This window comes from Klebsiella sp. MPUS7, from assembly GCF_009905335.1.
GTDB lineage: Bacteria > Pseudomonadota > Gammaproteobacteria > Enterobacterales > Enterobacteriaceae > Klebsiella > Klebsiella grimontii.
The window spans coordinates 3,713,777-3,727,703 of the sequence record NZ_CP047604.1 but is presented as its reverse complement, the minus strand read 5'-3'; the positions used below and the strand labels follow the sequence as shown (position 1 = coordinate 3,727,703).

Annotated in this window: 11 protein-coding genes; 4 read left to right on the top strand and 7 right to left on the bottom strand. The window is 54.1% G+C overall.

Annotation, left to right across the window (positions count from 1 at the left end):
* The first annotated feature begins 106 nt into the window (after nt 1–106).
* Both GUC22_RS17410 and GUC22_RS17405 read left to right on the top strand, forming a co-directional pair.
* Nucleotides 107–658 carry a YcbK family protein gene (locus tag GUC22_RS17410; protein WP_004130967.1) on the top strand — a complete coding sequence of 184 codons (552 nt, stop codon included), beginning with the start codon at nt 107–109 and terminating at the stop codon, nt 656–658.
* A gap of 13 nt (nt 659–671) precedes the next feature.
* Entirely contained in the window at nt 672–1,319 is a 648-nt protein-coding gene (locus tag GUC22_RS17405; protein WP_004871622.1) for an MBL fold metallo-hydrolase, read from the top strand.
* Between the two features lie 60 nt (nt 1,320–1,379).
* On the opposite strand, the gene GUC22_RS17400 is transcribed toward GUC22_RS17405, so the two are convergent.
* The 4 genes from GUC22_RS17400 to pncB all read right to left on the bottom strand — a co-directional run bounded on the left by GUC22_RS17400 (nt 1,380) and on the right by pncB (nt 7,346).
* On the bottom strand, nt 1,380–2,570 hold the full coding sequence (locus GUC22_RS17400) for an amino acid aminotransferase (protein ID WP_004137615.1): 1,191 nt from the start codon (nt 2,568–2,570) through the stop codon (nt 1,380–1,382).
* A gap of 187 nt (nt 2,571–2,757) precedes the next feature.
* The gene (locus GUC22_RS17395) at nt 2,758–3,843 is read right to left on the bottom strand and encodes a porin (protein WP_064342411.1); all 1,086 of its coding nucleotides are present in this window, start codon (nt 3,841–3,843) and stop codon (nt 2,758–2,760) included.
* Nucleotides 3,844–4,434: 591 nt separating this feature from the next.
* Nucleotides 4,435–5,835 (bottom strand): asparagine--tRNA ligase, encoded by a 1,401-nt coding sequence (asnS, locus tag GUC22_RS17390; protein WP_004130975.1) that lies wholly within the window; start codon nt 5,833–5,835, stop codon nt 4,435–4,437.
* Nucleotides 5,836–6,143: 308 nt separating this feature from the next.
* Nucleotides 6,144–7,346, bottom strand: a complete 1,203-nt coding sequence (gene pncB, locus GUC22_RS17385) for a nicotinate phosphoribosyltransferase (RefSeq protein WP_004871590.1) — start codon at nt 7,344–7,346, stop codon at nt 6,144–6,146.
* Nucleotides 7,347–7,674: 328 nt separating this feature from the next.
* On the opposite strand from pncB, the gene pepN reads away from it, so the two are divergent.
* The gene (pepN, locus tag GUC22_RS17380) at nt 7,675–10,290 is read left to right on the top strand and encodes an aminopeptidase N (protein ID WP_160183667.1); all 2,616 of its coding nucleotides are present in this window, start codon (nt 7,675–7,677) and stop codon (nt 10,288–10,290) included.
* Nucleotides 10,291–10,356: 66 nt separating this feature from the next.
* Here pepN and ssuB read toward each other — a convergent pair whose 3' ends face one another.
* Genes ssuB through ssuE form a run of 3 tightly spaced genes read right to left on the bottom strand, consistent with a single transcriptional unit; the run spans nt 10,357 to nt 12,550 of the window.
* The gene (ssuB, locus tag GUC22_RS17375) at nt 10,357–11,130 is read right to left on the bottom strand and encodes an aliphatic sulfonates ABC transporter ATP-binding protein (RefSeq protein WP_049087513.1); all 774 of its coding nucleotides are present in this window, start codon (nt 11,128–11,130) and stop codon (nt 10,357–10,359) included.
* Nucleotides 11,127–11,918 (bottom strand): aliphatic sulfonate ABC transporter permease SsuC, encoded by a 792-nt coding sequence (ssuC, locus tag GUC22_RS17370; protein ID WP_004130990.1) that lies wholly within the window; start codon nt 11,916–11,918, stop codon nt 11,127–11,129. The genes ssuB and ssuC overlap by 4 nt, the downstream gene beginning before the upstream one ends.
* Before the next feature lie 56 nt (nt 11,919–11,974).
* A complete protein-coding gene (ssuE, locus tag GUC22_RS17365) occupies nt 11,975–12,550 on the bottom strand; it encodes an NADPH-dependent FMN reductase (protein WP_049087512.1) in 576 nt (191 codons plus the stop codon).
* A gap of 248 nt (nt 12,551–12,798) precedes the next feature.
* On the opposite strand from ssuE, the gene pyrD reads away from it, so the two are divergent.
* Nucleotides 12,799–13,809, top strand: coding sequence for a quinone-dependent dihydroorotate dehydrogenase (pyrD, locus tag GUC22_RS17360; RefSeq protein WP_004130996.1), 1,011 nt, complete (start codon nt 12,799–12,801; stop codon nt 13,807–13,809).
* Nucleotides 13,810–13,927: the final 118 nt, after the last annotated feature.

Below are 13,927 nucleotides of genomic sequence, written 5' to 3'. Positions count from 1 at the left end.
CCATAGCTGATATTGATTAGCCTTAGGGGAGCGAGCGCGCTGGCGGCTAACGGGCGGATTGCGGGAAAAGTATATTACGATTCATTTACCTGTAGACCTGATTATCATGGACAAATTTGACGCTAATCGCCGCAAACTGCTGGCGTTAGGTGGAGCCGCGCTCGGTGCTGCTGCCATTCTGCCTGCGCCGGCATTTGCCACCCTCTCGACCCCCCGACCGCGTATTTTGACGCTGAACAACCTGCATACTGGTGAATCACTCAAGGCGGAGTTTTTCGATGGCAGAGGCTATATTCAGGATGAATTAGCAAGACTTAATCATTTTTTCCGCGACTATCGCGCGAATAAGATTAAATCCATCGATCCCGGTTTGTTCGATCAACTCTATCGTTTGCAGGGATTACTTGGCACCAACAAGCCTGTCCAGCTTATTTCCGGTTATCGTTCTGTTGATACCAATAATGAGCTTCGCGCCCGCAGCCGAGGGGTGGCGAAACACAGCTACCACACTAAAGGCCAGGCGATGGATTTCCATATTGAAGGCATTTCGTTAAGCAATGTTCGCAAAGCGGCGTTATCTATGCGCACAGGTGGTGTAGGATACTACCCACGTAGCAACTTTGTGCATATTGATACCGGGCCGGTACGGCACTGGTAACGAAAGGAGCCTCATGAACTATCGTATTATTCCGGTTACCGCGTTCGCGCAGAACTGTTCTTTAATCTGGTGTGAACAAACCAAACTGGCGGCGCTGGTCGATCCCGGCGGTGACGCTGAGCGAATCAAACAGGAAGTCGCGGCGGCAGGCGTTAGCCTGATGCAGATTCTGCTCACGCACGGTCATCTCGATCATGTTGGCGCGGCGGCGGAGCTGGCGCAGCATTATGGTGTGCCGATTATTGGTCCGGAAAAAGAAGATGAGTTCTGGCTGGAAGGATTGCCGGCGCAGAGCCGGATGTTTGGTCTTGAAGACTGTCAGCCGCTGCAGCCCGATCGCTGGCTGAACGAAGGCGATGCGGTTAGCGTGGGGAATATTTCCCTGCAGGTGCTGCACTGTCCTGGCCATACGCCGGGGCACGTAGTCTTCTTTGATCCGGCTTGCCGACTGCTGATTTCCGGCGATGTGATTTTTAAAGGCGGAGTAGGGCGTAGCGACTTCCCTCGCGGCGACCATAATCAACTGATCGATGCGATTAAACGCAAACTATTGCCGCTGGGCGATGACGTGTCGTTTATTCCTGGCCATGGCCCTATGTCGACGCTTGGCTATGAGCGTCTGCATAACCCTTTCCTGCAGGATGAAATGCCGGTCTGGTGACCGGAGCCAGAATGTAAAAAAGGCCGCAAATGCGGCCTTTTGTTTGTCCTGAGCTTGAGGTTACAGCACGGCGACAATCGCTTCGCACAGCGGCGCCATGTTGTCAGGCGTCATACCGGCGACGTTTATACGTCCGGACGCCACCGCGTAAATCCCGAACTCTTCACGCAGACGTAATACCTGCTCTTTGGTCAGACCGCTGAACGAGAACATCCCGTTTTGCTGAATGATGAAAGAGAAATCGCGGCTGGCGCCTTTTTCCTGCAGGGTATTCACGAACAGCAGGCGCATACGCTGGATGCGTTGACGCATGTCGGTCAACTCTTGTTCCCAGATAGCGCGCAGCGCGTCATTGCTGAGAATCGTCGCCACTACCGAGGCGCCGTGAGCCGGTGGGTTAGAGTAGTTAGCGCGAATGACGGACTTCATCTGGCTGAACGCGCGGTCTACCGTTTCCTGATCCGCGGCAACCAGCGTACAGGCGCCTACGCGCTCGTTGTACAGGCCAAAGTTCTTCGAGTAGGAGCTGGAAACCAGCAGCTCTTTATGCAGCGCAGCGAAAGCGCGCAGGCCTTCCGCGTCTTCTTCCAGACCGCGGGCAAAGCCCTGATAGGCGAAGTCAAACAGCGGCAGCCAGCCTTTTTCTACCGACAGCTGCGCCAGCTGTTGCCACTGCTCAAGCGTCGGATCGATACCGGTAGGGTTGTGGCAGCAGCCGTGGAACAGCACCACGTCGCCGGCCTGGGCTTCGTTCAGGCTGGCCAGCAGACCGTCGAAGTCGAGTTTGTGGTTAGCGGCGTCGTAATAGGTATATTCGCGAACTTCCAGGCCGGCTGAATTAAATACGCTTTTATGGTTCGGCCAGGAAGGGTTGCTCACCCAAATACGTTTTGCATCGGTGTTCTTCGCCAGGAAATCGGCGGCGACGCGCAGGCCGCCTGTACCGCCCGGCGTTTGGGCGGTGCGAGCGCGTTTATCATTGATAATTGCGCTTCCTTTCCCAAACAGAAGCTCCTGGGTGCAGCGACCAAATTCGGGGATACCATCAATGCTCAGGTAGTTCTTGGTGGTTTCATTTTCCAGCAGATACTGCTCTGCTTTTTTCACGCTAGTCAGGACCGGTGTTTTACCCGTTTCATCTTTATAAACACCAATTCCAAGATTAATTTTTGTTGGGCGGTCATCGGCACGAAACAGATCGGCCAGGCCCAGAATTGGGTCGGCAGGGGCGGCGGTAATGTTCTCAAACATGACGAGGTTCCATTGTGATTACTGAAGGGAAATCCGCTATCAGGTTAACGGGAGTTATGTTAATTGCCAACCGTTTGCGACAAAAAGCGAGAAGGTTTTTGAAAGTTACGATCTTCCTCTCAGGAAAGCAGAAAAGCAGGACCGAAGTCCTGCTTTTTAGGCATATCACGAAGGGGTGTACTGCAGATTAGAACTGGTAAACGATACCCACTGCGGCCTGGTCGTCGGTCGCAACGCCAGCGGCTTTGGTGTAATCGTTGTCGTCCAGCTGGTTGAATTTATACGCAGCGTAGACGTTCATGTTTTTGTTGAAGTAGTACCAGGTACCCACTTCGACGTATTTAACCAGGTCAGCATCGCCGCCGGAGAAGCCAGCGCGAGAGCGCAGGTCTTTACCTTTAGTCTGTACGTAGCCGATGGACGGACGCAGGCCGAAGTCGAACTGATACTGAACGACGGCTTCGAAGTTCTGAGTTTTGTTAGCGAAGTAGTTGCCTTCGTTTTCCGGCGTCATGTTGTAGGTCTGGGAGTACATGACCGCAGCGTAGACGTTGTTCGCGTCATATTTAGCGGAGGTTGCCCATGCTTCAGCTTTTTCGCCCTGACGGTCAGCTTTCTGATCGCCGCTGCGGTTGGAGTTCGCATAGCCAGCAGACAGCGCAACGCCGTTGTCAAACGCGTAGGTTGCCGCGGTGCTGAAGCCGTCGCCGTTTTGTTTCTTAACATCACGACTAGAAGCGTCGTTTTTACCCTGGTACTGCAGCGCGAAGCTCAGACCGTCAACCAGACCGAAGAAGTCAGAGTTACGGTAGGTTGCAACGCCGTTGGTACGCGCGGTCATGAAGTTGTCGGTATAGCTCCAGCCGTCGCCGCCCCATTCAACCAGCATGTCGGTTGCCGCTTCGACGTCGTAGATGGCGCCATAGTTACGACCGTAGTCGAATGAACCATATTCACCGGCTTTTAAGCCTGCGAAAGCCAGACGAGTTTTGGTGGTCTGTTTACCTTCAACATTGGACGCATCCATGTTGTATTCCCACTGACCGTAGCCGATCAGCTGATCGTTGATCTGGGTTTCGCCTTTCAGGCCGATACGGGCGTAAGTGGTATCATCGCTGCTGGTGTCGCCGTTGGTGGTCCAAACGTGCTCGCCAACCATTTTCCCGTAGAAGTCCAGTTTGTTGCCGTTTTTGTTATAGATTTCTGCAGCGTTAGCTGCACCGGCTACCAGCAGGGCAGGAATTACCGCTGCCAGAATTTTGCGCTTCATCATTATTTATTACCCTCATTTATATTTTTTTATGAACACTTGCCACTGCCGCCAATAAGTTTCGTCAATAAAAATTTACGGAACTATTGATGATAGTTTGGTGTCTGGAGGCATCTTTCCATTCAGAACAACGTTTCGCTAGCCTGAAAATGCTACCAATATCTCATATGAGTAACAAAAGGAAATTCTATGTAACCAAATATGTATTTTTGGGAACTTTGTGAACTCAATCAACATTCCGGTCGTATTTGCTGACAAAATCACCTTCCTTTATATATCTATATGAATTAATTATGATTAATTTAGATAAGAGAGGGTTTGCGCATTTTGCATCTGCATTTTGCTTTATTTTTATTCAAATCTTGTCGTTGCAAGTTGTGCTGCGTGTGGTTAAAAAACGAGCAATATAATCAGCATGTTTGCCAGTTTATGAACAAAAGGTGCGGTTTTAATTAGCGGTCGCTAATGAAATAGTGCGTAACATAATTGTGAACCATGACGGTTGATGTTTAAGTTTCCTGATATTCGTTAACGTAAATTGACATAAAAAAAGGCCAGCTTGCGCTGGCCTTTGACAAAAATTGCAGAAAAAAATCAGAATGTCGCGTTACGCGGGGTCCGCGGGAACGGAATGACGTCACGAACGTTCTGCACGCCGGTCACGTAAGCGATCAGACGTTCAAAGCCCAGACCGAAACCGGAGTGCGGCACGGTGCCGTAACGGCGCAGGTCGCGATACCACCAGTAGTCTTCTTTATTAAGGCCCATTTCCGCCATACGCGCGTCAAGCACGTCCAGGCGTTCTTCACGCTGGGAGCCGCCGATGATTTCACCGATGCCCGGCGCCAGGACGTCCATAGCGGCGACGGTTTTACCGTCTTCGTTAAGGCGCATATAGAACGCCTTAATATCTTTCGGATAGTTTTTCACGACAACCGGCGCTTTAAAGTGCTCTTCCGCCAGATAGCGTTCGTGCTCGGAGGAGAGATCCACGCCCCAGTACACCGGGTTTTCGAACTGCTTACCGCAATTTTCCAGAATGGTGACCGCGTCAGTGTAATCAACCTGGGCAAAATCAGCGGAAACGAAACGCTGCAGGCGGTCGATGGCGTCTTTATCAACCCGTTCGGCAAAGAACTGCATGTCATCAGCGCGCTCTTCGAGAACGGCTTTGAAAACGTACTTCAGCATCGCTTCCGCCAGACCTGCCACATCGTTCAGGTTAGCAAAGGCGACTTCCGGCTCCAGCATCCAGAACTCCGCCAGATGGCGGCTGGTGTTGGAGTTTTCCGCGCGGAAGGTCGGGCCAAAGGTGTAGATTTTAGACAGCGCGCAGGCATAGGTTTCGCCGTTCAGCTGGCCGGAAACGGTCAGGAACGACTCTTTGCCGAAGAAGTCTTTATCGAAATCGACTTTGCCCTGGTCGTTGCGCGGCAGGTTTTCCAGATCCAGCGTTGAAACGCGGAACATCTCGCCGGCGCCTTCAGTGTCGGAAGCGGTAATCAGCGGAGTAGAAACCCAGAAGAAACCCTGCTCGTCGAAGAAACGGTGCAGCGCCTGCGCCAGCGTATGGCGAACGCGCGCCACCGCGCCAATCAGGTTGGTGCGCGGACGCAGGTGGGCAACTTCACGCAGATACTCAATGCTATGGCGTTTAGCCGCCATCGGATAAGTATCCGGATCTTCCACCCAGCCGCTGACTTCAACATGGCTGGCCTGGATTTCAAAGCTCTGGCCCTGTCCCTGAGACGCCACGACTTTGCCGGTTACCACGACCGAGCAGCCGGTAGTCAGGCGCAGGACTTCCTGATTGTAATTGGGAAGAGAATTACTAATAACGGCCTGTACAGGATCAAAGCAGGAACCGTCATAGACGGCGAGGAAAGAAAAGCCAGCTTTAGAATCTCGGCGGGTACGCACCCATCCGCGCACGGTGACTTCGCTGTCAACGGCAACGCGGCCCTGGAGTACGTCGGCTACAGGCACAACGCTCATAATAGTCTCTCTTGTTAGTCCAATAGAAAAATCTGTATTCCCCTTCAGCAGGGGGATATCTATGTTACCTGTCATCTTCCATCAGACAAGTAGATTTCGCACAAGAAAGGGGGCTTTTAGGAAATAAATAAGGAGATCGCCTTCTTTGCTGCGGGAGAGCCTGATATTAAGAGGGATTCGTTCATAGTGATTATCCCATGCAGGGCGAACGGGATTCTTAACGCTTGATAAAGTCTCGGGATGATAAGTGGAGGCTAATAAAAATGCGTCCGTTTTGGCGGACGCATTTTGTCTTTATATGACATGACCTAGCTGGCTTTTTTAACCGGCGGCAGATCGAAGGCTTTGCGCAGAGCGCGGACGAACGCTTTGTCGTGGCAAATTGTTTTACCCGGGCTGTCAGAAAGTTTGGCGACAGGCTTACCGTTGCACTCCACCAGCTTGATAACAATATTCAGCGGCTTCACCTGGGGAATATCGCAGGTTAAACGCGTACCGATACCGAAGCTCAGATTCACCCGCGAGGAGAAGTGGCGATAGAGATCAAGCGCTTTTGTCAGGTCGAGATTATCGGAAAATACCAGCACTTTGCTCAGCGGGTCGATGCCCAGCTTTTTGTAGTGGGCGATAGCCTTCTCGCCCCATTCGACCGGGTCTCCGGAGTCGTGGCGCAGCCCCTGATAACGGGTTGCGAATTCCGGTCCGAAATCGCGCAGGAAAGCATCCATCGTAATGCAGTCGGTCAGGGCAATCCCCAACCGATCGGGATACTCTTCCAGCCAGGCCGCGAGGGCCGCGCGCTGGCTGCTTGCCAGGTTCGGGCTGATCTGTTGATGCGCCTGGAACCATTCGTGCGCCTGGGTTCCCATCGGCGTCAGATTCAGACGACGCGCCAGATCGTAATTGCTGGTGCCGGTGAACCAGGGTTCCTGCTGAAGACGCTGAACAATGGCCTGCTGCACCTCGCGCGAGAAGCGGCGGCGGGTACCGAAATCCATCAGGCGGAAGCCCGACATATCGATATCAGCCGTGAGGCGGTTAAAGTCAGTTAGCTTATGCTCGAGCGTGTCCAGCGCGAGATTGACGCTGATTTCCGGCGAGCGATAGTGATGCACCAACTCGCTTATCACCGCCAGCAGCGGGACTTCCCACATAATGACTTCAAGCCAGGGCCCGGAAAGGCGGATATTCAGCTTGCCGTTGTCATTAATGACGGTAACCTGGCGCGGGTCGTAGCGGAAGCCGCGTAGCCACTCAAGATAGTCTGGCGCAAAGAAGGGCAGGCTCGACAACCAGTGATATTCATCGTCCTGTAGCCTCAGGTCGCGCATCGTCTCAACCTGCTCGCGAATCGCATCGGCGTAGATGCCGAGCAAATCATCCCCACGGCAGCGGAACTCCGCCGCAACCTGTACATCATTGTAGCGGTGGAAGACAGCCTGCTGCATGTGCAGCTTATAGGCATCCGTATCAAGCAACGAGTGCAGTACAGGAGAAGTGAATTGGGTCATGGTGCGCAGTAGCATCCTCTCACTGGAGCGTTTCCATCAAAACCAAAGCGGTAAAAAGGAGGCGGAGTATACCTGTAATACCCGACTCTGTCCCGCGGCGACGGCTGATGGCGACGCTGACGGTCATTTGCGAGGCCTAGTTTAATATATTGAACACGCATCACACCACAAGCTTTGCGCCTGGTCGAGCGCATTTCGTGCCTCTTGTGTTATCAAAATGTAGCAATTTTCATGTTTAGCATTGAAAAGATGAAGATTCTGCATAGCGAGATTTGCGCAACAGGAATAGACTGAGTCGACACTTTACAGGACACGCTAAAGGTTTTTTATGACACAACAGCCCCAAGCCAAATACCGCCACGACTATCGTGCGCCGGAGTATCTGATTAGCGATATCGATTTGACCTTTGACCTGGATGCCGCGAAAACCGTAGTGACGGCTGAGAGCAAGGTCTCCCGCCAGGCGGCTACGTCTGATGTGCCATTGCGTCTGGATGGCGAAGACCTGACGCTGGTCTCTCTGCAGGTTAACGGCCAACCGTGGAGCGACTACAAGGAAGAAAATAACCAACTGGTCATTAGCGGTTTACCGGAACATTTCACCCTGACCATCGTCAACGAAATCAGCCCCGCGGCGAATACCGCGCTGGAAGGACTGTATCAGTCCGGCGAAGCGCTGTGTACCCAGTGCGAAGCGGAAGGCTTCCGCCATATTACCTGGTATCTGGACCGCCCGGACGTTCTGGCGCGCTTCACCACCAAAATCATCGCCGATAAAGCAAAATACCCGTTCCTGCTCTCCAACGGTAACCGCGTGGCCCAGGGCGAGCTGGAAAACGGCCGCCACTGGATCCAGTGGCAGGATCCGTTCCCGAAACCGTGCTACCTGTTTGCGCTGGTGGCCGGCGATTTCGACGTCCTGCGCGATACCTTCAAAACGCGTTCGGGGCGTGAAGTCGCGCTGGAGCTGTACGTTGACCGCGGCAATCTTGACCGCGCGCCATGGGCGATGACCTCGCTGCAAAATTCAATGAAGTGGGACGAAACCCGCTTTGGTCTCGAGTACGACCTCGACATTTATATGATTGTCGCCGTCGACTTCTTCAATATGGGCGCCATGGAGAACAAAGGGCTTAACGTCTTTAACTCCAAATACGTGCTGGCGCGTACCGATACCGCGACCGATAAAGACTATCTGGATATCGAACGCGTCATTGGTCACGAATATTTCCATAACTGGACCGGCAACCGCGTCACCTGCCGCGACTGGTTCCAGCTTAGCCTGAAAGAGGGTCTGACCGTTTTCCGCGATCAGGAGTTCAGCTCCGATCTCGGCTCTCGCGCGGTCAACCGCATCAATAACGTACGTACCATGCGCGGCCTGCAGTTCGCCGAAGACGCCAGCCCGATGGCGCATCCGATTCGCCCGGACAGCGTGATTGAAATGAACAACTTCTACACCCTGACGGTGTATGAGAAGGGCGCGGAAGTGATCCGCATGCTGCATACCCTGCTGGGCGAAGAGAATTTCCAGAAAGGAATGCAGCTCTATTTTGAACGCCACTACGGTAGCGCCGCGACCTGCGATGATTTTGTCCAGGCGATGGAAGACGCTTCCAACGTCGATTTGTCCCATTTCCGCCGCTGGTATAGCCAGTCCGGTACGCCGATTGTCACCGTCCATGACGACTACAATCCGGAAACGGAGCAGTACACCCTGACCATCAGCCAGCGCACGCCGCCGACGTCAGAACAGGCGGAGAAGCTGCCGCTGCATATCCCATTCGATATCGAGCTGTACGATAACGAAGGCAAAGTGATCCCTCTGCAGAAGGGCGGCCATCCGGTGCATCACGTACTGAACGTGACCCAGGCGGAGCAGACTTTTGTTTTCGACAACGTCTACTTCCAGCCGGTCCCGGCGCTGCTTTGCGAGTTTTCCGCGCCGGTGAAGCTGGAGTACAAATGGAGCGATCAGCAACTGACCTTCCTGATGCGCCACGCGCGGAATGATTTCTCCCGCTGGGACGCGGCGCAGAGCCTGCTGGCGACCTATATCAAACTCAACGTCAACCGTCACCAGCAGGGGCAGCCGCTGTCGCTGCCGATCCACGTAGCCGATGCGTTCCGTGCGATTCTGCTGGATGAGAAGATCGATCCGGCGCTGGCGGCGGAGATCCTGACCCTGCCTTCGGCAAATGAAATGGCGGAGCTGTTTGCGATTATCGATCCGATCGCCATCGCCGCGGTGCGCGAAGCGCTGACCCGCACGCTGGCGAAAGAGCTGGCGGACGAGTTCCTGGCGGTTTACAACGCCAATAAGCTCGACAGCTACCGCGTTGAGCATGCCGATATCGGCAAGCGTTCTCTGCGTAACACCTGCCTGCGCTACCTGGCGTTTGGCGATGCCGGACTGGCGGATAAACTGGTTAGCGCGCAGTATCATCAAGCGGACAATATGACCGACTCGCTGGCGGCGCTGACGGCGGCCGTAGCGGCCCAGCTGCCGTGCCGTGATGCGCTGATGCAGGAGTATGACGACAAATGGCACCAGGACGGTCTGGTCATGGATAAATGGTTTATCCTGCAGTCCACCAGCCCGGCGGATAACGCCCTGGAGACGGTTCGCGGCCTGTTGAATCATCGCTCGTTCAGCATGGGTAACCCGAACCGCGTCCGTTCCCTGATCGGCGCCTTTGCCGGCAGCAACCCGGCGGCGTTCCACGCCGAAGACGGTAGCGGTTATCAGTTCCTGGTCGAGATGCTGACTGAACTGAACAGCCGCAACCCGCAGGTTGCTTCGCGTCTCATTGAACCGCTGATTCGCCTGAAGCGCTACGACGAGAAGCGTCAGGCGCTGATGCGCGGGGCGCTGGAGCAGCTGAAAGGTCTGGAGAATCTTTCCGGGGATCTGTTCGAGAAAATCAGCAAAGCGCTGGCGTAACAGTGATGTGATTTCCGGCCATGGCGCAGCTGCGCTGTGGCCGGATGTTATAAAAACGACGGCGGTTCAGCCGTGTCTGGCTAAGCGCGGCGCAGACTCGTTCTGGCCGCGCTGCATTACCCGATTCAAAACTTCCGCTTCCAGTTCGCCCAGCTTCGCCGAACCCGTGCGCCGCGGACGTGGAATGTCCACCAGCAGATCCAGCCCTATCTTCCCCTCTTCAATCAGCAAAACGCGATCGGCCATCGCCACCGCCTCGCTGACGTCGTGGGTGACCAGCAGGACGGTAAATCCATGTTCCTGCCACAGCGAGACAATCAGATCCTGCATCTCGAGGCGAGTGAGCGCGTCCAGCGCGCCCAGCGGTTCATCAAGCAGTAATAATCCGGGGCGATGAATTAACGCGCGAGCCAGCGCCACGCGCTGCTTTTGCCCGCCGGAAAGCGCTGCGGGCCATTCACCGGCGCGGTCTTCAAGGCCGACGCTCGCCAGCGCCCTGAGCGCGGCCTCGCGCCACTGGCCTTTCAGCCCGAGGCCGACATTATCGATCACCGTTTTCCACGGCAGCAGGCGGGAATCCTGAAACATCATCCGGGTATCGTCCTGGATTTGCGCCAGCGGGGTCGAACCCGCCAGCAGCTGTCCGGCATTGGGTTTTTCCAGCCCGGCCAGCAGACGCAGCAGGGTGCTTTTACCGCCGCCGCTGCGCCCGACCACCGCGACGAATTGCCCGGTGGGAATATGAAGATCGAGTTCATTCAGAATCGTCTTGCTGCCGTAACGTTTGCTTACGCCGTTAAGCAGCAGCGGGATCCCCGGATTAAGACGCGCGGTGGTCATGCGTTGGCCTCCTGAAGGTGATAGGCCGGATTCCAGCGCAGCCAGACGCGTTCAAGCAGCTGGGCGCTGAAGTCGGCCAGTTTGCCGAGAATAGCGTAAAGAATAATGGCGACGACCACGACATCGGTCTGCAGAAATTCGCGGGCGTTCATCGCCAGATAGCCGATACCGGCGTTAGCCGAGATGGTTTCGGCCACGATTAGCGTTAACCACATCAGGCCGAGCGCAAAACGGATGCCGACCATAATGGAGGGCAGGGCGCCGGGCAGGATCACGTGGCGGAAGAGAGCAAAACCCGATAAGCCGTAGCTGCGGGCCATCTCGACCAGTCCCCGGTCAATATTTCGAATACCGTGCCAGGTGTTGATATAAATCGGGAACATGGTGCCCAGCGCCACGAGGAAGATTTTGGCGCTCTCATCGATGCCGAACCATAAAATCACCAGCGGAATCAGCGCGAGGTGCGGCACGTTGCGCAGCATCTGAATGGAGGTATCCAGCAGGCGTTCGCCCCAGCGCGACAGGCCGCTAATCAGCCCGAGAACCAGGCCAATAGAACCGCCGATGCTAAAACCAATTAGCGCCCGCCATGAGCTGATAGCCAGATGCTGCCAGAGCTCGCCGCTGGCGGAGAGCGTCCAGAAGGCTTTTAGCACTCCTTCCGGCGACGGTAAAATACGGGTCGATAGCCAACCGACGGAGGAGGCGAATTGCCAGACGATCACGCTGCCGACCGGCAAAAGCCAGGGGGCTACGCGGATCAGGAATTTTTGCGAAAGCGTCGCCATAAAGTGTTCCTTTATTCTTGACCGTTTTGCCTGGATAGGGGCATCAACGCGGGTTTTTAAACATGCGCAACCCGCTGTAAATTTTTCAGCGCCGGCGCGCGGCTGCTGGGACGATGCAGAGCTTGCCAGAAGGTTTCCAGCGCCTGGTCGAGGCGACCCTGCAGATTCGGGGTAAATTGCGGTTTATGCTGATAATCCGTGACCTGACTATCATCAGCAAAAACGCCGTGCAGGATCTCCTGGGCTTTCAGCGCGTTGAGTACCGGTTTTAAGGCGTAATCCACCGCCAGCATATGGGCGATGGTTCCGCCGGTAGCCAGCGGCAGAACGATTTTTCCCTCCAGCGCGCGTTCCGGCAGCAGGTCCAGAAGCGTCTTTAACGCACCGGAAAAAGAGGCTTTATAGACGGGGGTCGCGATGATCAGCCCATCGGCGCCGGCAAGCTGTTCATTCAGCGCATGGAGGGCGGGGTTATCAAAGCGAGCGTAAAGCAGGTCTTCCGGGGCAAAATTCTGCAGGTGCCAGTGGCAGACTTCAATATCCGCCGCGGAGAGCGTCTCTCTGGCGTATTCCAGAAGCGCGCTGGAGCGGGAAGGGTAACGCGGGCTGCCCGCAAGTGTGATGACTCGCATACTCACTCCTTATAACTAAATATTCGCATTTATCTATAATTGATAACATTTAGCTGCAGTGTGACAGAGCGCTTTTATTTCCCTAAATGATTTATCCGGCGTTGGATTGTCAGAAAGTGCATAACGGAAGGGGCGAAAGTAAACGTTTGCGTCGGAGGTAAGATTTTTTGTCGTAGGTCAATTCCCTTTCCGGGGTGGATCGCACATAATACGCCCCCGGTTTGCACACCGGGAATCCAGGAGAGTTCATGTACTACCCCTTCGTTCGTAAAGCCCTTTTTCAGCTCGATCCTGAGCGCGCTCATGAAGTCACTTTTCAACAATTACGCCGTGTTTCGGGTACCCCACTGGAAATGTTGGTTCGCCAGAAGGTGCCGACAAAACCGGTGACCTGTATGGGACTCACATTTAAGAACCCGCTGGGCCTGGCCGCCGGGCTGGATAAAAACGGCGAGTGCATTGATGCGCTCGGCGCGATGGGTTTTGGTTCCATTGAAATTGGCACCGTGACCCCACGCCCGCAGCCGGGCAACGATAAGCCAAGGATCTTCCGCCTGGTCGATGCTGAAGGGTTGATCAACCGCATGGGCTTTAATAACCACGGTGTTGATAACCTCGTTGAGAACGTAAAAAAGGCGCATTTTGACGGCATTCTGGGGATTAATATTGGCAAGAATAAAGATACCCCGGTAGAACAAGGCAAAGATGATTATCTGATTTGTATGGAAAAAATCTATGCTTATGCCGGCTATATCGCCATTAATATCTCTTCGCCGAATACCCCAGGCTTGCGTACTTTACAATACGGAGACGCGCTGGATGATTTGCTCTCTGGTATTAAAAATAAGCAACGTGAGCTACAAGAGAAGCATCAGAAATATGTTCCTGTGGCCGTGAAGATCGCCCCGGATCTTTCCGTCGAAGAATTGATCCAGGTGGCGGACAGTTTAGTCCGGCATAATATAGATGGCGTGATTGCCACCAATACAACTTTGGATCGATCGCTGGTACAGGGGATGAAACATTGTGATGAAACCGGTGGGCTTAGCGGACGTCCGTTGCAGCTAAAGAGTACGGAAATTATCCGTATGCTGTCTGCGGAATTAAATGGCCGTCTGCCCATTATCGGAGTCGGCGGTATTGACTCGGTGATTGCCGCCCGGGAAAAGATAGCCGCCGGAGCGACGCTGGTGCAGATTTATTCCGGATTTATTTTTAAAGGTCCGCCGCTGATTAAAGAAATTGTTACCCATATCTAATCTTTTCCCCTTCTGATACTTCACCAGGGCTTTATTTATAGCCCTGGTTGTTTTATATTCCTTCATTGTTGCTTATTTAAACATTTTAGTCTTTTCTTAATTTTGGAAATATTCTGTA